Genomic DNA, 21040 nt, shown 5'->3' on the forward strand with positions numbered 1-21040 from the left:
CCGCTCCCGCCGCGCTGATTCTGGAGCGCACCACTATCGCGGATTGATGCACGACCTTCTCATGATTATCGACGAAACATCGGTACGTGCCGCACGTGACCCATCCTCCGAAGGGAGCGGTGATGCGGCCGGAGCGAGCTTGTCGTACCCCTGTGCTCTACTCCCGCCATGCATATCGTTGTCTGCGGCGCACTCGTGGAGGCCGGCGCGGTCCTGCTCGTTCACCGCAGCCCGACCCGCCTGGCATACCCGGACCTTTGGGATCTGCCCGGGGGCCACGTCGACGCGGGTGAGTCGGAACTACAGGCCCTCGCGCGTGAGATGCACGAGGAGCTGGGGGTTCACATTGTGGCGGAGTCCTCGTCACGGGTGGGCGACCTGCATGCCGGCAGCGGCGATGACGCCGTCCACGTGGGCGTCTGGCACATCAGAGACTGGGTCGGGTCTCCCACCAACCGTGCACCGCAGGAGCATGACGACATCGCATGGGTAGGGATCAGCGAGTTGGGCGGCCTCCCTCTCGTGTTCGGCGCCCTACCGTCATTGCTCCGCTCCCTGCCTGAGCCTGATCGGCTGCCTCGTCACGACGAAGCACGGACAACCGCATCGCCGAGCGGCCCGTAGATCCATCGATACTCGGCACTTCCGTGGCGGCCGTGGTCGCGGCCATGGCTTAGGAAGCCGTTCGGCATTCCGATTCGGTGCCCAGCGGCATTTGCCGCCGTGCCCGGTTCATGTTCACCGACAGCCGGGCCCGCGTGGCCTACCCGGACTGGGAGCGCATCGCCGACGCTCGACCGCCTTACCCGCCTCAGGCCCCACCGCCTCCGCCTGGTCGGATAGCCGTCGCTCCTAAGTGGATGGCGCTGTGCCGTTTTGCATGAATGCCGAAGGCTCACGGAGCGTAACTCCCGATGGCGTACGGCGTTCAGGCCTCCTACCACATCGGAGGCCGCCGTGTGGGACGTTGCCGAAGCGTAAAGCCAGTTCGCGGCCCCGATCGTGCGGTGTCGATCGATCCACCCGGCTCTCACGTGATGTGCGTTCGGTGACGAGTCGATCACTCAGCCGTTATATGTTGTGCTTCGGCGCCGACCGACAGTAACCGCTACATAGGAGGCTTTCGTTGAACGAGGCCCACTCGACGTTAGGGGTGCGCGGCGCCAGCCCGTGGTGGCGGCACCTGCTCCAAATGATCACCGTAGCGACACTGATAGCGCTTTCCCTCAGCTCCGCGGGCGCCTCAGCCGCCAGCGACGGGGGCGGCAATCCAGAGCCCAAGCCGACAATCGTGCTCGTGCACGGCGCCTGGGCCGACGGCTCCTCATGGAACGGCGTCACCGCACGGCTGTTGGCCGCGGGCTACGACGTCCGGGTTCCCCCGAACCCGCTGCGCAGCGTGCAGACCGACTCCGAGACCATCGCCGACTTCCTATCGACGATCCCGGGACCGATCATCCTGGCCGGACACTCGTACGGCGGAGCGGTCATCACCAACGCGGCCTTGGGCAACCCCAACGTCAAGGCGCTGGTGTTCGTCGACGCGTTCGCGCCCGCGCAGGGCGAGACGGTCTTCCAGCTCTCCGGACCCGACTCCGCGCTCTCCGGGGACCCGGCCGTGACCTTCGACGCCGTCCCGTACCCCAATTCTCCGCCCGGCGACGTCGACCTCTACCTGAAGAAGAACGTCTTCCTGGAATCCTTCGCCAACGGCGTGCCCGCCCAGACGGCGAACATCCTCTACACCATCCAGCGCCCGTTCGCGGAAAGTGCCGGTGCGGAGCCCTCGGGAGAGCCGGCCTGGGAGACCATCCCTTCCTGGTGGGTGCTCGGTACCCAGGACAAGGTCATTCCGCCCGCACAGCAGCGGTTCATGGCCGACCGCGCCAACTCCAAGATCACCGAGGTACGGGCCGGTCACCTGTCACTTGTCAGCCGCCCGGACGTCGTGGCCGACGTCATCCTCGACGCCGTACGCTCTACAACCTGATCTAGCTGCCTGGTGACCAAACGTCGATCATGAGGTTGTTGCCAGCTCCGGTCGGCGACAACCTCATGATCGGCACGGGTCATGAAGCCAAGCTGAAGGCAAGGTCCCCCTGGTGTCAGTGCTGGGATTCCAGGGGGAGCCGGACCGGCCTGGGTCATGATGACGAGCGTGGAGATCGAGTTCGTCACCGGTGACATCACCGCCGAGCGGGTGGACGCCATCGTCAACGCGGCGAACTCGTCGCTGCTCGGTGGCGGCGGCGTCGACGGCGCGATCCACCGCAAGGGCGGGCCCGCGATCCTGGACGAGTGCCGGGCGCTGCGCGCGAGCCGGTACGGCCGGGGCCTGCCGGTGGGTCAGGCCGTCGCGACCACCGCGGGCCGGCTCCCGGCCCGCTGGGTCATCCACACCGTCGGACCGGTGTGGAGCGCGACCGAGGACCGTTCACCCTTGCTGCGCGCCTGCTATCAGAACTCGCTCACCGTCGCGGCCGGACTCGGTGCGCGGTCGGTCGCGTTTCCGCTGATCTCGTCCGGCATCTACCGCTGGCCCAAGGAGGACGCCGCCGCCCAGGCGCTGGCCGGGCTGCGGACGCCTCCACCGACCATCGAGCTGGTGCGGCTCGTCCTCTTCGACGACGACACCCGGCGCGCCGCCGAACGGGCCAGGCGGACGCCGCAGCACCCGAGCGACTGAACCCGTCCGGCCCGCATCGCTGCGGCGCTTGCCAACGGCGCCGCGACCCCTCCCGGGCGAGCGCCGCGACCCCTCCCGGGCGAGCGCCGCGACCCCTCCCGGGCGAGCGCCGCGACCCCTCCCGGTCGAGCGTCGGTCACGGTCGCCCGAGCAGCCGCTCGATGAGGCGCGGCTCGCCCGGCCAGGCCGCGGTCAGGACTTCGCGGGGCACCTGCCGACCCGCGTACCGCAGGCACAGCGCGACCACCACGATGTCGTCGAGCGGCCCGATCACCGGGATGAACTCGGGGATCAGGTCTATCGGGCTGGCGACCCACAACGCGGCGAAAAGAATGACCATCTTCGCCCGGCGGGGTACGCGGGGATCCGTGCGCAACCGCCGCACGGTCGTCACGCAGTCCGGGATGAAGGCGGCGAGGTCACGCAGCAGGCCCGGCGGCAGGCGTTTCGCCAGGAGGAACAGCAGCCCCCAACTCGCCAGCAGCAGGGCGACCGCGACGGCCAGGCCGGACAGCCAGTCACGCATCGGCGGGCGCGACCGCGTCTTGGGCCCAGCTGCCGCCGTGCACGCCGATCTTGACGGCAAGAGTTCGCAGCCGGGCCCGAACCGAGCGGGGCAAATCCCTCGTCATACGGGACACCGTAACCAGCGCACGGATCGGCGCGGATGCCCGCCCGCGGTCGAGGGTGAGGGAGGCGCTGGCGCACGTCGGCGACACGAGCCGCGCCGGCTGCGCGCCTAGGGACGGGTGATCGCCGCGCTGGCATGGCGCAGCAGCGACTCCACCGCCCGGTCGACATCGCTGTCGTCGGTGGCCCAGTCCGACACCGAGACGCGCATGAGGCGTTCGCCGCGATAGGTCGTACCGCTGAAGAACGCACTGCCCTCGGCGCGGACCGCGGCCATCACCTCATCGGCCAGCCGACCGTGGTCTCCGTCCGGCGCCAGCCAGCGCACGAGGACCTGGTTGGACACCACCTCGTTGACGATCTCGGCACGGCCGCTGTCGCTCAGCGCGGCGGCGAATCGGCGCGCGAGTCGGGTGGTCCGCTCGGCCAGGTCGGCGAGACCGGTGCGGCCGAGTGAGCGCAGCGTCGCGTAGATCGACACCCCGCGGGCGCGGCGGGAGAACTCCGGTACCCAGTCGAGCGGGTCACGGGCGCCGGCCCCCTGCTCGAGGTAGGCGGCGTGGACGCTCATCGCGGCCCGGTGGGCGGCCGCGTTCCGGCAGATCGCGATGCCGCTGTCGTAAGCGACGTTGAGCAGCTTGTGCGCGTCGGTCGACCACGAGTCGAGCCGGTCGAGCCCGGCGACGTGCCCGGCCATGGCGGGGGAGGCGGCGGCGAGCAGCATCACGGCGCCGTCGACGTGCACCCAGGTCGGGTTGCCGGCGGCCCGGTGCGCCTCGGCCAGGTCGGCGACTGCGGCGAAGTCGTCGAACGCGCCGGTGTTGACGTTGCCACACTCGACCGCGACGATCGTCGGGCCGTCGATCGTCCGCAGGGCCCGGTCCAGCGCGTCCGGTCGTACCCGATCCTGGTCGTCGCTCTCGATCGTGAGCAGTGCGCGGTCCCCGAAGCCGAGGAACCGCAAGGCGCGGAGCACGGTCGCGTGTGCGCCGGTCTTGACCACGACGGCCACCGGGGGCGCGCCGATGAGACCGTCGGCCTCGACGTTCCAGCCGACGGCGCGCAACACCTCGTGCCGGGCCGCGGCCAGACAGGTGAACGACGCCATCTGGCCGCCGGTGACGAACCCGACCGAACTGCGCCGGGGGAGCCCCAGCACCTCGACGAGCCACTGGGCGGCCAGTTCTTCGACAACCGCGACGCCGGGGGCGGCCGCGTACATCGGCGCGTTCTGATCCCATGCGCTGACCAGTATTTCGGCGCCGAAAGAAGCGGGGTGCAGGCCGCCGACGACGAACCCGAAGTAGCGCCCGCCGGCTTGCGCGGCGAGGTAGGGCCGGAGATCGCGCGCCAACTCACCGACGACGCGCGCCGGCTCGATGCCGTCGGCCGCCGGTGGGCGGTCGAGCGCCGCGCGGACGGCGGCATGGTCGGCCGCGGGCAGGACCGGGCGCTCGGGGAGCGAGGTCAGATGCTCGAGGGCGGCGGCACCGGCGACGTCCAGGACGCCCCGCCAATCCGATTGACGCATCAGTCCTCTTATCGGGGTAATTGGTTCAAGACACCTAAAGTTCCCTAAGAGGGGAATTCTGTCATGCCTGACCGCAACGCTCTGGTCGCTGGGGGAGCGTCGGGCAAGGCCTACGTCACGCCGCCAGGTTCTGGGTGTAGCTCACCACGATCCAGTCGATGCGGCCACGGCTCGCGATCACCCTGCTCACCGCGATCACCGGCCGGACCAGCATCGGGCGGCGCGGGCGTGGCCGCCACGACGGTGCGATCGAGGGCAAGGCCCGGTGTCCGGGTTAGACGGTGGGTAGGTAAAGCGGCGGGTGTCGATCTAGTCGATGTGGGTCTCTATCCTCAAGGGATGGATGGGCAGCGGCCGACGGTGTGGTGGGTCAACCAGGGCACGACGTATGGCAAGGCTCGTCGTGAAGGCGTCATTTGGGCGCCGTTGCTCAACAAGGCGGGGCGCACCGAGCGTCATTGGGAGACCATGGACGAGGTCCGTCCCGACGACGTCATTCTCCATTACAGCCAGGGAAACCTGCGAGCCATCGGGACGGCCTTAGACCGGGCGTCGCCGGCGAATAACCCATTTGGGAAAGACGACTGGAACCAGGCAGGACGCCTCGTTCACGTCCGTTACGAAGACCTGCGCGATCAGGTCCCAGTGGGCTTAATACCGGCGGCTGTGCGGTCGACCGCGGGAGGCCCGTTCACCAGCGTGGGCTCCGTGCAGCAGGGTTATCTCTTCAAGGTCAACGACGCTATCCTCGACGCTCTGGTCGCGGAGTCACCGGAGATTCGGGCGGCTTTGCCGTGGTATGTGGCAACTGCGCCTCGGCGGACCGAAGCGATAGTTGATCTTCCTGCTATCCACCAGCAGTTTGTCGATGCCGTCGCCACATCCGGCTTGACCTTCGGTCCGGAGAGCACGCTGGTCCGCGCCTTTCTGAGTGGCATCCTAGCGAAGCCATTTGCCGTGCTTACTGGCTTGTCGGGCTCCGGAAAGACCCAACTTGCCATGCGGCTCGGCGACTGGCTCGGCCTTGACGCTAATGGCCGTCAACGGTATCTGGTCGTGCCCGTCCGTCCAGACTGGACGGGGCCCGAGGCCCTGCTGGGCTATGAAGATGCGCTTCGCACTGCTGAAGAGAAGACGTCGATGTGGTTTGTCCCGGAGGCGTTGCAACTCGTTCTTCGGGCGATCGAGGACCCGACCGTGCCGTATCTGCTGATCCTCGACGAGATGAACTTGGCGCATGTCGAGCGCTATTTCGCGGACTTCCTCTCCGGCACGGAGTCTCGCCAGTCCATCCTGCCTGAGCTGGTGCGACGAGACGACGGCTCGTCATGGGAGGTGCGCAGCGACTCGGGCGAGCGGGTGCCGTTGCCGCGAAACCTGTTCGTGGTGGGGACGGTCAACGTGGACGAGACCACCTACATGTTCTCGCCGAAGGTCCTCGATCGCGCCTGGACCTACGAGTTCCGCGTCGACGCCGACGCGCTGGATCCCGATGGGGGCCGTCCATCCGCAGCGACCTCTGCGCCGGACGCCGTGGTTCAGCAACTGTGCAGTTTGGTCGAAGACGACGACTGGCACCGTCGGAATCCTTATGAGCAGCGTGACGCCCTGGTCAACCGGCTTCGCGAAATGCACCGCAAGCTGGCTCAGGTCGGATTCGAGTTCGGCCACCGCACGATGTTTGAGAGCCTGCGCTTCGCCGCGATTTACGCGGGCATGGGCGGCTCGACTCCACCCGGAGTCGATGAGGTCTTTGATCTCATCCTGATGCAGAAGATCTTGCCCCGCCTGCATGGTTCCCGGCGCCGACTGGAGCCGTTGCTCGTGGACATCAGCAACCAGGTACGGGATGGGGGCCGATGGCCGCTGACCGGAGCCAAGGTAGAGCGCATGCTGGAGACCCTGCGGGCGAACCAATTTGTAAGCTTCGCTGAGTAGTCATGGCGTCGGTGTCATTGCCGCTTCGCGACGCGACTGGTGAAGAACGCGGAAGCCTTGTGGTGTGGGAACTTCCGCGCGGCGCACCGCTGGCCGCGGATGGGTCAGCGCTCCTAGAGGCACGGCAGTATCGCTATGAAGTGAACGGCGTCGCCGGGGCAGTGCGTATCGAGCCAGCGGAGTTGTTCAACGCCGATGACTCGTCTCGTACTCGTGGCCGCATCACGCCGAAGCAGCACGTGGGAACACTAGGTGTCGTCGTGGAGTGCGCCGACACCTCGGTGCTGTCGACGACCATCGAGGTCTTGCCCACGAAGCTGGGCCAGGTCGATGAATATCGTCACATGCTCTCCGACATCACCTCCCACGCCGCTGAGGCGGCGTTGCGCGGATTTGCACCTACGACGTTCCGGGGGGCGGCGGCTGCCGGAAGCGCAGAGCTGCTCTATCAGCGCTTTGCACTTCTCGAGTCGCAGCTGTATTCCGATCGATTCGGCGCCGCTATCGCTCGGATACTGAGCGACCCAGACGTCGAGTGGCGCACCACCGCGGAGCGGCAGAGTGCTGGTGGCGCCTACCCCGGAGGCTCGGCATTCGGTCGCGCCTTCGCGGCCCCCGGCCCCAGGCGACCGTGGCTGGCCGGGCGGGATCATCCGTCGCTGACGACGATGCCTGCTCAGTTGGAGCGGTCGAGGCAGGAAACGACACCCGACACGGGTCCCAACCGATTCGTGAAGTACGCGCTGGAGACGTGGCGTGCGCTCGCGCAGAGCCTGCGGGACGGTCTTGGGCCGAAGAGTTCGCGGCCCAAGTCAGGGCCTGCGCGCCGCGGGTTGCAGGCGGCAAACGGCGCGATAGAGATTCTCGACGACATCTTGGGTCACCCGCTCTTTCGCGAAGTCGGCAGCCTCGATCGGTTTCCGTCGAGCAGTCAGGTGCTGCAGAAGCGCGCCGGCTACCGGCAACTGCTTCGCATGTTCGTCCTCGTCGACGCCGGTCTGGAGTTGCCGTGGACATCCGATGTCGACGACATCTACAGCCCCTCCCTTCGCAACGTCGCAGACCTCTACGAGATTTGGTGCTACCTGACGCTGCTAGACATCGTCGGCGAGGTGTGTGCGCAGCCCCAAGTCGGTCACCCTTTCGTCGCTAACTCCGATGGGCTGTCGCTGAAGCTGAGGACTGGTTTGGCCTCCACCATCACGTGGCAGACGAGCGGGCGCGGCCGGCCGCTTGAGGTGCGGCTGATGTTCAACCGCACGTTCGCCGGCGAGAAGGAGAGCTGGACGCGTTCCATGCGCCCGGACTGCTCTCTTCTCATCCGTCCGTCAGCGGCAACGATGGGCGATGCGCTCGATGTCTGGGTCCATTTCGACGCCAAATACAAGGTCGACGGCGCCTCGCCGATTGTGCTCGCGCAAGGGGACGACGACGAAACACCCTTCCGCGGAGAGGCAGATCGCGATGACCTGCTGAAAATGCATGCCTACCGTGACGCCATCCATCGCACTGCCGGTGCCTACATCCTGTATCCGGGCGACGAACCCCTCGACAAGCGGCAGTTCACCGAGACGCTGCCGGGCCTCGGTGCCTTTCCGTTACGACCGGGCGCAGACCAGGCGTATGGAGTCGAGGCGATCTCGACCTTCCTGGCGTCGGTACTGGATCACGTCGCAGACCAGGCTACGCAGCACGAGCGCGAGCGGTACTGGCGTGCGCACATCTACGGGTCGGCGCCGCAGGTGCATCCGACCCTGCCCGCGGCGCCGTTCCTCGACCGCCCACCAGCAGACACCGACGTGCTGCTGGGCTATGTGCGGGGCGCAGAACATCGCGGCTGGATCGAGCAGACGCTCTGCTACAACGTTCGCGCAGACGGCCGGACAGGTTCGTTGCGACTGGGTAGCCGGGAACTTGGCGCCCGGCTCCTGCTGCTCTACGAGCAGACTGGAACGGAGTTCCGCATCATCAGACTTGCCCGGTCGGGCGATTGGCGCGCCATTGACCGCTCGGAGCTCAGCAGCACGGGCTACCCGAGCCCACGAGGTCGCCTCTATCTCGTCACGACCCTCGAACCGGTGCCAGAACCGCCGCCTTGGCTCGCTGACATCAGGATCGACGTCGTCAAGCCCGACGGCCTCATTCGCGGAGCCCCATTCGCGGTGACCTGGCTCGACTTGATGTCGAGCGTGCCGCCGACCGCAACAAGCGGCGCCGGATGACTGAACGCCGGTCGCCCAGCTCCATGGCCGCGGGCGTCACACTGAGGGGCGCACTTTTCGGCCGGCGCCGGTGCCGAGCCTCGACAGCTCGTCGCGGGGCCAGGTGTTTCGTTCCGGGCCGAGGCCGCCGGCAGCCTCCTACGCGTACCGCAGCGTCCTGCACTTGAGCTTCGACGAGCCCGCCCGATCAGGGCGCCGTGGCCGTCGCGAAGACGCGGCGGAGGGCGTCGAAGCTTTCCAGGGTGCGGCGGCCCTCGGTCTGGAGCGACCGCACCGCCGGGTCCGTCTCCGGCGCCGCCAGGGCCGCCTCCCACAGCGACCGTTCCGCCGCCCGCCACAGCGGCATCTCGTGCACCTCCACGTCGACGAAGCCGGCCGCCGGCAGGTCGCGGCGCAGGTTCATCGCGTGGATGCGGGCCGACACCCGGGGATCCGCCGCCGAGGCCGCCTCCCAACTGGTCAGGGCGACCCGCCCGCCCGGCCGGAGCAGCCGGTGGAACTCGCGCAGCCCGGCCAGCGGCGGCTCGGCGAACTGCACCGCGTCGACGCACATCAGCCCGTCGACCGCGCCGTCGGGGAGGGCGGTCGCGGTCAGGGTGCCGAGGCGGAACTCGGCGCGGTCGGGCGGCAGGCGGCGGGCGCTGATCGAGCTGGCGTGGTCCAGCGCCACGGCCGAGAAGTCCATGCCGATCAGGCGTGCGCCGGTGCGGAGCGCGACCTCGATGCCGTACCCGCCGCGGCCGCAGCCGATGTCGAGGAGCAGGCCGCCGGACGGCAGGCGCAGCGCGGCGGTGATGTCGGCGACACCCTCCCAGGGGAGGGCGCTGGCGAAACCGAGTTCCGGCGGCAGGCCGAGCGTGCGGGCCACGATGGCGTCGCGCGCGGGGGAGGCGGCCATGTCGGCGTACCACTGGTCGAAATAGGCGGCATCGCGAGCGGCGGCGGTCATCCCCGCATTGTGCCGGCCGGCCGGACTAGCCTGGCGGCAGTGTCCATCGAGCTGACCCTGCTCTCGCGGGTGGCCTACCGCAACCAGGAGGTCACCGGCGCGGGGCTGCGCGGGCTGCTGGCCACGCTGGCCGGTGACCTGCGCACCGGTTGCGGCAACGCCCGGCTGGTCGAGGCGCTCTGGCCCGACGAGCGGCCCGCGCACCCCACCAAGGCCCTCCAGATCCTCGTATCCAGGGCCCGCGCCCGGCTGGGCCAGGACCTGATCGTCAGCACGCCCACCGGATACCGTCTCGCGCTCAGGCCGGACCAGGTCGACGCGGAAGCCCTGAAGATCCACGCTGCGGCCAGTGAAAAAGCCGCGGCGGCGGGCGATCATGCCGCCGCCCGCCGGCACGCCGAGGCCGGCCTCGCCCTGTGCGACGGCGCCGACAGCTGGGACACCCCGCCGCACGACCCGTTGACAGCGTTGCGCAACGCGCGGGCAACGACCTACCGGTCCCTCGAACGGGCCCGCGCGCTGGCGCTGGGCCGGCTGGGCCACGCGACCGAGGCGATCGCGCCGCTGCGCGCACTCAGCCAAAACCGGCCCCGCGACGAGGAGATACTGGCCGAACTGCTCCGCTGCGAAGCCAGGACCGAAGGGCCGGCCGCGGCCCTGATCCGGTACGACGCCTACCGCCGGGGCCTGCGCGAGGAACTGGGCAGCGAACCCGGTCCGGCGCTGCGGGCGGCATACCAGGAGCTGCTCTTGATCGATGCCCCGTTGGTCCGCCAGGGGGTGCGGCAGGAGCCCAACCCGATGCTCGGCCGCGACAAGGACGCCGCCGCGGTCGCGGATCTGGTCCGGTCGTCGCGGGTCACCTCGATCGTCGGGCCCGGCGGCCTCGGCAAGACCCGGCTCGCGCACGCCGTCGCCCGGGCGGCCGAGCAGCGCGTGGTGCACTTCGTCGCGCTGGCCGGGGCCACCACCGACAGCGACGTCGTCGGCGAGGTCGCCTCCGCGCTCGGCGTGCGGGAAAGCGGCATGCGTTCCGGCCCCCTCGCGGCCATCGTCGACGCGCTCGGCCCGGCGTTGCTGGTGCTCGACAACTGCGAACACGTCGTACGCGGCGCCGCCGCCCTCGTCCAGGCGCTGGTGTCACTGAGCGAAGAACTGCGGGTGCTCACCACCAGCCGGGCACCGCTCGGGCTCTCCTCAGAGTCGATCTACCCGTTGCCCGAGCTCGACCTGCCGGCCATGGTCGAGCTGTTCGGCCAGCGCGCCCGGGCGGTCCGGCCCGACGTCGAGTTGCCGCCGACTGTCGTACGCCAGCTCTGTTCCCGTCTCGACGGCCTGCCGCTGGCCGCGGAGCTGGCTGCCGCGCGGGTCCGGGTGATGTCGGTCGCCGAGATCGCCGGCCGGCTCGACGACCGGTTCGGCGTGCTCCGCGGCGGCAACCGGGACGCGCCCGGGCGGCACCACACCCTCCACGCCGTCATCGACTGGAGTTGGCACCTGCTGGAACCGGCCGGTCAACACGCGATGCGCGCCCTCTCGGTGTTCCCGGGCGGGTTCACCGCGGAAGCCGCCCGCCACCTGCTCGGCTCCGACGCCGTCCTGGAGCGGCTCGTCGACCAGTCGCTGCTGCGGGTGGGCGACAGCGGCTCGGGCACGCGCTTCCGGATGCTGGAGACGGTGCGCGAGTTCGGCGCCGCCCGCCGCGCCGACGCCGGTGAGACCGACCGGGTCGTCGACGGGTTCCTGCGCTGGGCACGCGCGTTCGGCGAACGGTGGCAGGAGGACGACATCACCTCCGGGTCGCTGGCCGTCGACACGATCCGGGCCGAGCAGGACAACCTCGTGCAGGCGCTGCGCTACGGCCTCGACCGGGCCGACGGAGCGACCGTCGCGGCGACGGCGGCCATGCTGGGCAGCCTCTGGATCACCGAGTCCAGCTTCACCCGGCTGGCCGGGCTGGCCGAGGACACCGCCTGGGTGCTGTCCCATTTCCGGCCCGGGCCAGACCTGGTCGAGGCGACCCGGACGGCCGCCGTGCTGGGCGCGATGGTCGGCTTCGTCGTGCCGGAGCTGAGCCCGGGACGCGCGCTGGTCACCCTGCGCCGGCTGCCGCCGGCCACGCCCGACACGCTCGTCCGGGCGGCACACATCGCCCTGTGCGCACCGGATGTCGCCGCGCTCGAGGAGCTGGCGACCCGCGACCAGCCGCTGCTGGCCGGCATCGCCAACTACGTGCTCAGCTACCTGTGGGAGAACACCGCCAACGACCTCGACCGGGCCCTGCTGGCCGCCCGCCGGATGCTCGATTGCTTCGGCGACGACGGGCCGCCGGTGCTGCGCGCGGTCGCGCACGGCCGCGTCGGCGAGCTGGCCCTGCAGGTCGACCCCGGAGACGTCGCGCTGCGGCACCTCGACGCGGCGTTGGCGATCACGACGGAGCTCGGCTGGTCGACCGCTGCCCGCGGGCGGTGGGCGTTGGTGCTGGCCAACCTCCAGCGCGGCGCGTACGACGAGGCGGAACGCACGCTCGACGAGGACACCCCGGTCGGCGCGGAGGAACTGGCCGGGTTCGAGCTGTGCGCCCGCGCCGAGATCCGGCTGGGCCGTGGCGACGTCGACGGCGGCCTGCGGCTGTGGCGGGAGGCCGCCGACCGGGTCCGCACCACCACGGGCGCGGGCCTGTGGCCGTTCGAGGTCGAGGCCGTCGCCGTCGTCACCCACGCCCGCTTCGGCCGGCTCGACCTGGTCGGCGACCTGGTCCGGACACTGCCCGGCATCCTGGCGCGCACGCTGCCGACGGCCCGGCCGGCCGAGTTCCCGATCTGCGGCTCGCTCCTGCTCGCGCTGGCGGTGACCCGCGGCGACGTGCGGATGATCGCCCTCGCCGAGCGGTTCGGCCTGCTGCGGGGATTCCAGCCGACCATGTCGCCCGAGCGGATCAAGGGCATCGCCCGGAGCATCGACGGACCGGCGTACGCCGACGCGGTCTCGGCGTACGCCGGTCTCGACCATGCGGGTCTGCGGGCCGCGGCCCTGGGCCTAACGGCGCCGGTACAGCGCCCGCGCCCAGGCGTAGCCGGCCAGCGCCAGCCCGACGCACCAGCCGACGGCGACCGCGCCGCCGTGCTCGGTCGGTAGGCCCAGCAGCAGCGCCCGCAACGTGTCGATGATCGGCGTGAACGGCTCGTTCTCGGCGAACCAGCGCACCGGCCCCGACATCGCCGCCGGCGACACGAACGCGCTGCTGAGAAACGGCAGCAGTTGCACGACCAGGGTGAACGGCGCGGTGCCCTCGGCGGTTCCGGCAGCCAGGCCGACCGCGACGGCCAGCCAGGTCAGCGCGAGCGCGAGCAGCGCGACCAGACCGATCGCGGCGAGCAGCCGCAGCGGGTCGCCGCCGGGCCGGAACCCCAGCAGCACGGCCACGAGCAACACCAGGACCGAGCTGACGAGGGTACGGGCGACCGAGCCGACCACGTGCCCGGTCAACACCGACGCGCGCGAGATCGCCATCGTGCGGAAGCGGGCGATGATGCCGCCGGTCAGGTCGCGGTTGACCGCCAGCGCCGTCGTGCTGGCCCCGTAGCCGACCGTCATCAGCAGGATCCCGGGCACCACGTAGTCGATGTAATCGCCGTGGCTCGTGGCACCCATGCCGGCGAGCAGCGCGTCACCGAAGACGCCGACGAACACCAGCAGCAGCACGACCGGCAGCCCGATCGTCATGATCAGCGCGCCCGGGTTGCGCACCGTGTGCCGCACGTTGCGCCGCACCATCGTCGCCGCGTCGCTCATCGGACGGCCTCCTTGGCGGTGAGGGCGAAGAACACGTCGTCCAGGTCCGGCGTGTGCACCGAGAGTTCGTCGACCTCGATCGCGGCCTGGTCCAGCCGGTCGAGCAGGGCCCGCAACGCGGGGACACCACCGTCACTGGGCACCTGCAGGGTGAGCGCCTCGTCATCGCGGGACATCCCACCCAGTACGCGCGCTGCGGCGTCGAGACCGGCGGCGTCGCCGAACCGCAGGCGCACGTGGCCGCCGGGCAGGGCGCGCTTGAGCTCCTCGGGGCTGCCCTCGGCGACCAACCGGCCCCGGTCGAGCACCGCGATCCGGTCGGCGAGGTGGTCGGCCTCCTCCAGGTACTGCGTGGTCAGGAAGATCGTGACGCCGCCCGCCACCAGATCGCGGATGGTCTGCCACGTCATCCGGCGGCTGCGCGGGTCGAGCCCTGTGGTCGGCTCGTCCAGGAAGATCACCCGCGGCTCGCCGACCAGGGTCATGGCCAGGTCGAGGCGGCGTCGCATGCCACCGGAGTATGTCGACGCCAGCTTCCGGGCCGCCTCGGTGAGGTCGAACCGGTCGAGCAGGTCGGCGACCCGCCGCCGGCCCGCGGCTCGGCCGAGGTGGTGCAGGTCGGCCATCAGGACGAGGTTCTCCTCGCCGGTCAGCAGGTCGTCGACCGCCGAGAACTGGCCGGTGACCCCGATCGCGGCGCGCACCGCGTCGGCTTCCCGGACCAGGTCGTGCCCGGCGATCCGGACCTGGCCCCCGTCCGCGCCGATCAGCGTCGACAGGATCCGCACCGTGGTCGTCTTTCCGGACCCGTTCGGGCCGAGCAGGGCGAACGTGGTGCCCTCCCGGACGTCGAGGTCGATGCCGTCGAGCACCACCTTGTCGCCGAACGACTTGCGCAGCCCGGTCACCGCGATCGCCGCGGTCGTTGGAGCGCTTGCCATGCTTGTTCCTCCCGCTACCGCGGCCCGCTTGGCCGCGCCTGACGGAAGGTTCCCCGCCCCCGGTTTCACGGCGGCTTCATCGCGGTGTCTTCCAAACCGTACGTACGTCTTGTTATCTTGCGACCATGATTCACCACGTGCAGCTGGCCTGCCCCCGCGGCTCCGAGGAGACTTCGCGCGCGTTCTATGCGGGCGTGCTCGGCCTGACCGAGAAACCCAAGCCGCGGGCCCTGGCCGCCCGCGGCGGCTGCTGGTTCGCCGGCGCGGGCATCGAGCTCCACCTGGGCGTCGAAGACGACTTCCGCCCGGCCCGCAAGGCCCACCCGGGCCTCCTCTGGCCCGACCTGGACGCCCTGGCGTCCCGACTCGCCGCCGCCGGCCACCCGGTCGTCTGGGGCAACGACGAGCTGCCCGGCCTGCAGCGTTTCCACACCACGGACCCACACGGCAACCGCCTGGAGTTCCTGGCGCCGGCCTGACCGAACGCCGCAGCGGTCACGCCGACCGGACGGGCCGGCCCCCGTGCGGGGGCCGGCGCGGCCGAGGCGGTGCTCCGCGCTGTCGGCGAAGAGGCGTTCGCCTGGCGTTCTAGCGAGGGTCGCGCCACATCGGGTAGAGGGACGGGCCGTCCGGTAGGTCGATGGTCTCCGGCATCCGCTGGAACCCTAGCCGCTCGTAGAGGGCCGCGTTGCGCAGGCCGCTCGCCTCCAGGTAGGCCGGGCGGCCGGCGGCGTCGAGGTCGGCCAGCCGGTGCCGGAGGAGGGCGGCGCCGACGCCGGTGCCCTGGTGGTCGGGGTGCACGGCGATGAACGGCAGGTACGCGTGGCTGCGATCGTGCGGGTGGTTGGCGGTCATCAGGTCGTCGAGCAGCGCCAGTCGCTTGAGGGTCTCGCCGTCGATGCCGGCCTCCAGCGCCGCCGCGTAGCTGCCGTCGTCGTCGGGTTCCGCCGCGTCGACGTCGACGTCGAGCCAGAGGGCGAGGCCACGGTGGTCGTCGACCGTCTCGGCCCGACCGGTGGCCATCGCCACGTCGACGAAACCGCCGAAGAAGACCAGGTGCTGGTCCAGGCGCGTGGTCTCGTCGCGGAAGACCCACTCGGAGATCGGGTCGGCCAGGAACGCGGTCGCGATCACCGATTTGAGCGCCGGTACGTCGGCGGCGGTGGCGGTGCGTACACGATGGATCGTCGACACAACTGCTCCTGTGGTTGGTGGATCGGTCTCCGGCGGCGAAGGCTAGTGCGGTCGGCGTGTGGAACGCAAAGATCGGGCGGTTCAGCGGCGTACCCGGTAGCGCAGGTGGGTCGCCTCTGGTGTGTCGACGACCCGGACGATGTCGAGTTCGATCTCGGCCGGCAACTCGTCGAACAGGCGGCGGCCGCGGCCCAACAGCACCGGGATCTGGAGGATGCCCAACTCGTCGAGCACGCCGGCCTCGAGTGCGCGGCGCGCCGTGTAGCCGCCGTGCACCAGCACGTCGCGGTCGCCGGCGGCGGCCTTCGCCTGTGCCATCGCGCTCGCGATCCCGTCGCTCACGTAGGTGACCAGCGGCATGTCGGCCACCGACGGGCCGGGCGGGCGGTGGCTGGGCACGAAGATCGGCATGCCGTGGTGGTCGCCGCCCCAGTGGTCGACGATCTCGACGGTGCGGCGGCCCGCGACGATGGCGCCGCTCGCGGTGTATTCGGCCAGCAGGCCGGCGGCCGGTTCGTCGGAGCGGAAGCCCTCGCCGTCGTCGGTGAGCAGCCAGTGGTGCAGGCGGTTGCCGTCGGAGCCGCCGAGGCGGTCGGCCGGGTCGGCGATGAAGCCGTCGAGAGACATCGACATGAAGAGCACGGACGCGGACATGCCATCCTCCGGATCAGTGGGTCGCGGTGACCAGACGTACGGCGAACGCCACCAGCAGGACGCCGGTGACGCGTTCGATGCCGGCCTTGACCCGCGGCCGGCGCAGGAACCGGCCCAGGCCGTTGACCGCGGTGACATACAGACCGAACCAGGCCAGGTAGAGCAACGCGAAAACCCCCGACAGCAGCAGTGCGTGCAGCCTCGTGGCGGTGGCACTGTCGGCGGTGGACAGGAACTGCGGCAGGAATGTCACGAAGAACAGTGCCACCTTAGGGTTGAGCGCGTTGCTCAGAAAACCCTGCCGGACGGCGGTCAGCGGGCGCAGCCGTACCCCCTCGGTCCTGGTCTCCGCGGGTGCGGACCGGGCCGCGGCGCGCAAGGTCTGCAGGCCCACCCACAGCAGGTAGGCCGCGCCGACGATCTTCAGCACCGTGAACGCGGTCGCCGAGGCGAGCAGCAGGGCCGACAGGCCGACGGCCGCGGCGGTGGCGTGCACGGCCAGGCCGAGAACGCCACCGGCCATCGTCAGCAGCCCCGCCACCCGGCCGCCGACCAGCGTGCTGCGGGTCATCAGGGCCTGGTCCGGACCGGGAATCATGATGAGTACGAGCGCCGCCAGCGCGAACGTTTCCATGTGGACAGCGTGCGGCCTAGCATTCATCAGGTCTAATGCCGAATCTCGCGGCAACCTATCGACGGAGTGAATGTGTTGGACCTGGTCCGCCTGCGCGTGCTCGCCGCCGTCGCCCGCACCGGCTCGGTCACCGCGGCGGCGAAGGAACTGCACTACTCGCAGCCTTCGGTCAGCCATCACCTCGCCAAGCTGGAGGCGGAGACCGGCGCCCGGCTGCTGCAACGCGTCGGCCGCGGCATCCGGCTCACCCCGACCGGCGAACTGCTGGCCGAGCGCGCGGCGGAGATCATCGGCCGGGTCGACTCGGCCGCGGCGGAGCTGTCGACCCACGTCGGCCTCGACGCCGGCCGGGTCCGGCTCGCCGGCTTCTCCTCCGTCCTGAGCACGCTGCTACCGCCCGCCGCCGCGGCGCTGGCGACGTCACACCCGGGGCTCGAGCTCACCCTGACCGACACGCACCCGCCGGAGGCGCTGCGGCTGCTGCGGGCCGGCAAGGTCGACGTCGCGGTGGTCTTCCGCTACGCCGGGTCGGCGCCGGAGGACGAGGGCATCCGCCTGCTGCACCTGCTCGACGACCCGACCTACCTGCTCAGCCCGACCGACGCCACCGGTCGTCAGCCTCGCCGCCCGGCACGTCATCACCCTCGAAGCGCACCCGCCGACGCCGACGGCAACGCCACCGCCGACGGCAACGCCGACGCCGACGGCAACGCCGACGCCGACGCCGACGGCAACGGCACCGCCGACGCCGACGGTGATGCCCTGGCGGCCCACCGCGACGCCCGCTGGGTCGCCGGCTGCGAGCGCTGCCGCGGCCACCTGGTCGACCTCTGCGCCCGCGCCGGTTTCACCCCGCGCATCGCCTACAGCACCGACGACATGGTGGCGATGCAGGCGATGGTCAGCGCGGGCATGGCCGTTACCACGATGCCCGGCCTCGCCCTGCGCGCACACCGCGCCCCCGGCATCCACGCCACCGAAATCCCGGGATCAACACGCCAGATGTACGCGGCGACCTACGGCGAGCCACCCGACCCGCCGGCCACCACCGCCCTCCTGCACGCCCTGCGCCGGGCCGCCTGACCCGCGCCGGTGGGGCTCCCGGTCATTCGTAGAGGCAGAACGGGTGGCCGTCGGGGTCGAGCAGCACCCGCACGTCGTCCTGCGGCTGGAACTCGGCCAGCACCGCACCCAGCTCGACCGCGTGCGCCACGGCCGCGGCCAGGTCGTCGACCTCGAAGTCGAGGTGCAGCATCTGCTGCTGCCGCCCGTCGGCGGGCGGCCAGACCGGGCGGACGTATTCGGCCGAGGTCTGGAACGAGATGTAGGCGACGCCGTCGGGCGGCAGGATCGCCAGCCCCTCCGGGCCGAGCTCCCAGCCCAGCAACGTCGCGTAGAAGCCGGCCAGGGCCGGCGCGTCGGTGCTGTCGACCACCACGCCCCAATAGTCGCCGCGCGCCTCGCGCGGTGTCGAGCCGTCGTCCTGATTGCGGCCACGCATCATGGGCGACACCCTAGGGCGCCCCTCCGACAAGGTTCGCGCGATCCGGATAGCCCCGGCGTGAACTGGATCGACGCATGGCGATCATCGGCCTACAGTCCGTCCGATCTGGGGGAGGGGCACAACCATGCAGGACCTCGAAGGTGACATGTTGCGGGCGGTCGCGGCCCTCAGCCGGGCGGTCGATTTCCTGCACGACTACGACAAGCTCCAGGCCACGCTGCGGATCGAGCGCAGCGGCGGGCACCCGTCGGCGCTGACCGTCTACGCCGAAGACGGCCTGGCGGCCGCGCATCGCGTCCTCGACGGCCTCAGGTCGCCCAACGGGCGCTCCGCACCGCGCATCCCGGCCCAGCGCATCCCCGACGACCGCCACGGCGACCCCGGGGAGTGAGTCACCGCCCGCGCAGTGTCGCCGACGGCGACTCTCCATAGCGGGCCCGGTAGGACGCCGCGAACCGGCCCAGGTGGCCGAAGCCCCACGCGTGCGCGATCGCGGCCACCGTGTCGCGGCCGGGCACCGGGTGCCGCAGTTCGTCGCGGGCATAGCCCATCCGCACCTGCTGCAGGTAGGTCATCGGTGACACGCCGACGTGCCGGCGGAACCCCTCCTGCAGCGACCGGGCCGAGACACCGGCGATCCGGCCCAGTTCGGCGGTGGTGAACGGGTGGGTCGGGTCGGCCTCCATCACCTGGATCGCCCGGCGCACCGTGCGCGGCCGCACCGGCGCCACGTGCGCGGTCAGCGCGTCGGCGAACTGGTGGTCGACGGCGTAGAGCAGGCCGCCGATCAGGCCCTGCGAGTAGCGCGCGGCGATCAGCGGCTGCAGCAGCGCGCTGTGTGGGTTGCCGCTCTCCGACCGGAGCAGATTGATCATCCGGGTCCAGGTCAGACCGGGACCCCGGGTGGTGTCGAAGCTGGCGCCGAACCGGACGGGCCCGTGGACCGGGTGGCCGAGCAGCGCCGCGAGTTCCGTCTCCAGCGCCGTGCGGTCGAGGCGGATGCTGAGACTGCGGCAGTCGGCGGCCCACCGCCCCGCGTGCGCGCCGGCGCCGGGCCGGTAGACCGCCGCACGGCGCGGGCTGGCGACCGTGACGGCGCCGCGGTGCTCGCTGCCGATGGCGCCGGCGATCGGCAGGTTGACGTGGTAGGCGTCGAGGACGTCGGCGCCGATCGACACGTCGGCGCCAAAGCTGATGTCGCCCATCGTGACCGGGCCGAGCCGCACGATCTCGGCCTCGAACGCCAGCGGCCGGCTTCGGTCCAGCAGGTCGAGGTCGACCTCGTAGAAGAACTCGGCGCACAGCGCACGGGTCTGGTCGAGGTCGGTGAGGCGGAAGGAGTGCGCTTCGGGCGGGGGTGGACCCACACGCTCGGTGTCCTCCCGGTGACGCATGACAACGAGCATCGCCCGCCCGCCGTCGCACGTCAATCGGGCGCAAAGCGGGGTTGCCGGTCGAGCTGTTCGGCAACCCCGCGCGCTGTTTCGGACTAGCTGTCGAGCGTCGACTTGGGCCGGTCGGCCTCGACGAACTCGATCTCGTCGACCCGCCCGTTGTCGGCCTGGTCGCCCATCCGGGCGATGGCGGCGCGAGAAGCCGAGCCGGCCGCCCACCCGATCGCCGCGCCGATCGCCGCGGCGGCGATCACCACGGTCCACGGCATCGGCATCCGGCGCCCGGCGAGGGCGTCGTAGGCGAGGCTCGCCCGGCGGCGCGCCTCGTCGGTGGCGCCGCCCACGACGCTCGCCGCGCCACCGACCGCACCGACCGCGCCGCTCACGGCGCTGCCGGCGTCGCTGGCCAACCCGGCCAGCCCGGAGGTGCGCGACCGCGCCGAGTCGACGAACGTGCGCAGGTGGTCCCACGCGTCGTCGGTGATCCGCTCGGTTCTGCTCCGGCGGTCCATGAGGTTGGTTCCGAACATCCTGCTACCTCCTCGGTCGCCGAACCTGCCACTTCGGACTCGCGTCCGCTCGCGAGCGAGCGCTGTCCGGCGTGTGGGAGAGTGCCCGCCGGCCGGCAGGCGCAAACCACAGATCGTCACGGTAACGCGACGCGGGTCTGGGCGGTGCCGACTGTGGACAGTCCGCATCGCCTCACCCACTGTGATGGTCGACACGTGCGGTAGGCTGACCGCGGCCGGAATTCGGCACGGGTGACCCGTTGGTCGGGTCGACACGAGTCGAAGGTCACATATTCACAGTTTGACCGGCTATGCCGGTTTCGGAACACGAGAAAGGGGAAAGTACGCGGCGGCAAGACTGGCGACCATGTGAAGCATGCGAATACGCTCGGTCGCGGTCCGCGTACTGTCGAAAGGTCCCCTGGATGCGGACCGAGGTTCGAGCTCGGAGGTAGTTGC

20 protein-coding genes are annotated in these 21040 nt (G+C 70.8%); 9 read left to right on the forward strand and 11 right to left on the reverse strand.

Annotation, left to right across the window (positions count from 1 at the left end):
* Window positions 1-168: 168 nt before the first annotated feature.
* The 3 genes from AB0J74_RS14730 to AB0J74_RS14740 all read left to right on the forward strand — a co-directional run bounded on the left by AB0J74_RS14730 (window position 169) and on the right by AB0J74_RS14740 (window position 2686).
* Window positions 169-624, forward strand: coding sequence for an NUDIX domain-containing protein (locus AB0J74_RS14730; RefSeq protein WP_363448240.1), 456 nt, complete (start codon window positions 169-171; stop codon window positions 622-624).
* Window positions 625-1297: 673 nt separating this feature from the next.
* A complete protein-coding gene (locus AB0J74_RS14735; RefSeq protein ID WP_363448241.1) occupies window positions 1298-1990 on the forward strand; it encodes an alpha/beta hydrolase in 693 nt (230 codons plus the stop codon).
* Between the two features lie 159 nt (window positions 1991-2149).
* Window positions 2150-2686 carry an O-acetyl-ADP-ribose deacetylase gene (locus AB0J74_RS14740; protein ID WP_363448379.1) on the forward strand — a complete coding sequence of 179 codons (537 nt, stop codon included), beginning with the start codon at window positions 2150-2152 and terminating at the stop codon, window positions 2684-2686.
* A 136-nt stretch (window positions 2687-2822) separates the two neighbouring features.
* Here AB0J74_RS14740 and AB0J74_RS14745 read toward each other — a convergent pair whose 3' ends face one another.
* Together AB0J74_RS14745 and AB0J74_RS14750 are read right to left on the reverse strand one after the other, a co-directional pair.
* A complete protein-coding gene (locus AB0J74_RS14745; RefSeq protein WP_363448242.1) occupies window positions 2823-3212 on the reverse strand; it encodes a DUF1232 domain-containing protein in 390 nt (129 codons plus the stop codon).
* A 213-nt stretch (window positions 3213-3425) separates the two neighbouring features.
* Window positions 3426-4847: a pyridoxal-dependent decarboxylase gene (locus AB0J74_RS14750; RefSeq protein WP_363448243.1), complete on the reverse strand. Its 1422-nt coding sequence runs from the start codon at window positions 4845-4847 to the stop codon at window positions 3426-3428.
* A gap of 339 nt (window positions 4848-5186) precedes the next feature.
* Here AB0J74_RS14750 and AB0J74_RS14755 point away from each other — a divergent pair, with 339 nt between their 5' ends.
* A complete protein-coding gene (locus AB0J74_RS14755) occupies window positions 5187-6785 on the forward strand; it encodes a hypothetical protein (protein WP_363448244.1) in 1599 nt (532 codons plus the stop codon).
* A 2-nt stretch (window positions 6786-6787) separates the two neighbouring features.
* Window positions 6788-9007, forward strand: coding sequence for a DUF2357 domain-containing protein (locus AB0J74_RS14760; RefSeq protein ID WP_363448245.1), 2220 nt, complete (start codon window positions 6788-6790; stop codon window positions 9005-9007).
* A 187-nt stretch (window positions 9008-9194) separates the two neighbouring features.
* Here AB0J74_RS14760 and AB0J74_RS14765 read toward each other — a convergent pair whose 3' ends face one another.
* Window positions 9195-9956 carry a class I SAM-dependent methyltransferase gene (locus AB0J74_RS14765; RefSeq protein ID WP_363448246.1) on the reverse strand — a complete coding sequence of 254 codons (762 nt, stop codon included), beginning with the start codon at window positions 9954-9956 and terminating at the stop codon, window positions 9195-9197.
* Between the two features lie 39 nt (window positions 9957-9995).
* Here AB0J74_RS14765 and AB0J74_RS14770 point away from each other — a divergent pair, with 39 nt between their 5' ends.
* Entirely contained in the window at window positions 9996-13094 is a 3099-nt protein-coding gene (locus tag AB0J74_RS14770; protein ID WP_363448247.1) for a BTAD domain-containing putative transcriptional regulator, read from the forward strand.
* Here the strand turns inward: AB0J74_RS14770 and AB0J74_RS14775 are convergent.
* On the reverse strand, window positions 12996-13751 hold the full coding sequence (locus AB0J74_RS14775) for an ABC transporter permease (protein ID WP_363448248.1): 756 nt from the start codon (window positions 13749-13751) through the stop codon (window positions 12996-12998). The genes AB0J74_RS14770 and AB0J74_RS14775 overlap by 99 nt on opposite strands.
* A complete protein-coding gene (locus tag AB0J74_RS14780) occupies window positions 13748-14692 on the reverse strand; it encodes an ATP-binding cassette domain-containing protein (protein ID WP_363448249.1) in 945 nt (314 codons plus the stop codon). Before AB0J74_RS14780 ends, AB0J74_RS14775 begins: the two co-directional genes overlap by 4 nt.
* Window positions 14693-14817: 125 nt before the next feature.
* Here AB0J74_RS14780 and AB0J74_RS14785 point away from each other — a divergent pair, with 125 nt between their 5' ends.
* The gene (locus tag AB0J74_RS14785) at window positions 14818-15171 is read left to right on the forward strand and encodes a VOC family protein (protein ID WP_363448250.1); all 354 of its coding nucleotides are present in this window, start codon (window positions 14818-14820) and stop codon (window positions 15169-15171) included.
* Between the two features lie 109 nt (window positions 15172-15280).
* On the opposite strand, the gene AB0J74_RS14790 is transcribed toward AB0J74_RS14785, so the two are convergent.
* The 3 genes from AB0J74_RS14790 to AB0J74_RS14800 form a co-directional block, all read right to left on the reverse strand.
* Window positions 15281-15886, reverse strand: coding sequence for an N-acetyltransferase (locus tag AB0J74_RS14790; protein ID WP_363448251.1), 606 nt, complete (start codon window positions 15884-15886; stop codon window positions 15281-15283).
* A gap of 81 nt (window positions 15887-15967) precedes the next feature.
* Window positions 15968-16540, reverse strand: coding sequence for a dihydrofolate reductase family protein (locus AB0J74_RS14795; RefSeq protein ID WP_363448252.1), 573 nt, complete (start codon window positions 16538-16540; stop codon window positions 15968-15970).
* Window positions 16541-16553: 13 nt separating this feature from the next.
* Window positions 16554-17174, reverse strand: a complete 621-nt coding sequence (locus tag AB0J74_RS14800; protein ID WP_363448253.1) for a LysE family translocator — start codon at window positions 17172-17174, stop codon at window positions 16554-16556.
* Window positions 17175-17246: 72 nt separating this feature from the next.
* Here AB0J74_RS14800 and AB0J74_RS14805 point away from each other — a divergent pair, with 72 nt between their 5' ends.
* The gene (locus tag AB0J74_RS14805) at window positions 17247-18257 is read left to right on the forward strand and encodes a LysR family transcriptional regulator (protein ID WP_363448254.1); all 1011 of its coding nucleotides are present in this window, start codon (window positions 17247-17249) and stop codon (window positions 18255-18257) included.
* Window positions 18258-18279: 22 nt separating this feature from the next.
* On the opposite strand, the gene AB0J74_RS14810 is transcribed toward AB0J74_RS14805, so the two are convergent.
* Window positions 18280-18675, reverse strand: a complete 396-nt coding sequence (locus AB0J74_RS14810; RefSeq protein ID WP_363448380.1) for a VOC family protein — start codon at window positions 18673-18675, stop codon at window positions 18280-18282.
* Window positions 18676-18802: 127 nt separating this feature from the next.
* Between AB0J74_RS14810 and AB0J74_RS14815 the strand changes: the two genes are divergently transcribed.
* Entirely contained in the window at window positions 18803-19069 is a 267-nt protein-coding gene (locus AB0J74_RS14815; RefSeq protein ID WP_363448255.1) for a hypothetical protein, read from the forward strand.
* 1 nt (window position 19070) lies between these two features.
* Here the strand turns inward: AB0J74_RS14815 and AB0J74_RS14820 are convergent, their stop codons facing one another.
* Together AB0J74_RS14820 and AB0J74_RS14825 are read right to left on the reverse strand one after the other, a co-directional pair.
* Window positions 19071-20072, reverse strand: a complete 1002-nt coding sequence (locus AB0J74_RS14820; protein ID WP_363448256.1) for an AraC family transcriptional regulator — start codon at window positions 20070-20072, stop codon at window positions 19071-19073.
* 95 nt (window positions 20073-20167) lie between these two features.
* The gene (locus tag AB0J74_RS14825; RefSeq protein ID WP_363448257.1) at window positions 20168-20602 is read right to left on the reverse strand and encodes a hypothetical protein; all 435 of its coding nucleotides are present in this window, start codon (window positions 20600-20602) and stop codon (window positions 20168-20170) included.
* Window positions 20603-21040 lie beyond the last annotated feature (438 nt).

This window comes from Asanoa sp. NPDC049573 (assembly GCF_040676615.1).
Lineage (GTDB): Bacteria > Actinomycetota > Actinomycetes > Mycobacteriales > Micromonosporaceae > Asanoa.

What these genes read in the sequence shown, in the direction of transcription:
- AB0J74_RS14820 (WP_363448256.1), bottom strand. Translation starts at nt 20,072, where the DNA reads ATGCGTCACCGGGAGGACACCGAGCGTGTGGGTCCACCCCCGCCCGAA.
- AB0J74_RS14755 (WP_363448244.1), top strand. Translation starts at nt 5,187, where the DNA reads ATGGATGGGCAGCGGCCGACGGTGTGGTGGGTCAACCAGGGCACGACG.
- AB0J74_RS14815 (WP_363448255.1), top strand. Translation starts at nt 18,803, where the DNA reads ATGCAGGACCTCGAAGGTGACATGTTGCGGGCGGTCGCGGCCCTCAGC.
- AB0J74_RS14800 (WP_363448253.1), bottom strand. Translation starts at nt 17,174, where the DNA reads ATGGAAACGTTCGCGCTGGCGGCGCTCGTACTCATCATGATTCCCGGT.
- AB0J74_RS14730 (WP_363448240.1), top strand. Translation starts at nt 169, where the DNA reads ATGCATATCGTTGTCTGCGGCGCACTCGTGGAGGCCGGCGCGGTCCTG.
- AB0J74_RS14740 (WP_363448379.1), top strand. Translation starts at nt 2,150, where the DNA reads ATGACGAGCGTGGAGATCGAGTTCGTCACCGGTGACATCACCGCCGAG.
- AB0J74_RS14780 (WP_363448249.1), bottom strand. Translation starts at nt 14,692, where the DNA reads ATGGCAAGCGCTCCAACGACCGCGGCGATCGCGGTGACCGGGCTGCGC.
- AB0J74_RS14810 (WP_363448380.1), bottom strand. Translation starts at nt 18,675, where the DNA reads ATGCGTGGCCGCAATCAGGACGACGGCTCGACACCGCGCGAGGCGCGC.
- AB0J74_RS14795 (WP_363448252.1), bottom strand. Translation starts at nt 16,540, where the DNA reads ATGTCCGCGTCCGTGCTCTTCATGTCGATGTCTCTCGACGGCTTCATC.
- AB0J74_RS14765 (WP_363448246.1), bottom strand. Translation starts at nt 9,956, where the DNA reads ATGACCGCCGCCGCTCGCGATGCCGCCTATTTCGACCAGTGGTACGCC.
- AB0J74_RS14775 (WP_363448248.1), bottom strand. Translation starts at nt 13,751, where the DNA reads ATGAGCGACGCGGCGACGATGGTGCGGCGCAACGTGCGGCACACGGTG.
- AB0J74_RS14760 (WP_363448245.1), top strand. Translation starts at nt 6,788, where the DNA reads ATGGCGTCGGTGTCATTGCCGCTTCGCGACGCGACTGGTGAAGAACGC.
- AB0J74_RS14785 (WP_363448250.1), top strand. Translation starts at nt 14,818, where the DNA reads ATGATTCACCACGTGCAGCTGGCCTGCCCCCGCGGCTCCGAGGAGACT.
- AB0J74_RS14825 (WP_363448257.1), bottom strand. Translation starts at nt 20,602, where the DNA reads ATGTTCGGAACCAACCTCATGGACCGCCGGAGCAGAACCGAGCGGATC.
- AB0J74_RS14745 (WP_363448242.1), bottom strand. Translation starts at nt 3,212, where the DNA reads ATGCGTGACTGGCTGTCCGGCCTGGCCGTCGCGGTCGCCCTGCTGCTG.
- AB0J74_RS14750 (WP_363448243.1), bottom strand. Translation starts at nt 4,847, where the DNA reads ATGCGTCAATCGGATTGGCGGGGCGTCCTGGACGTCGCCGGTGCCGCC.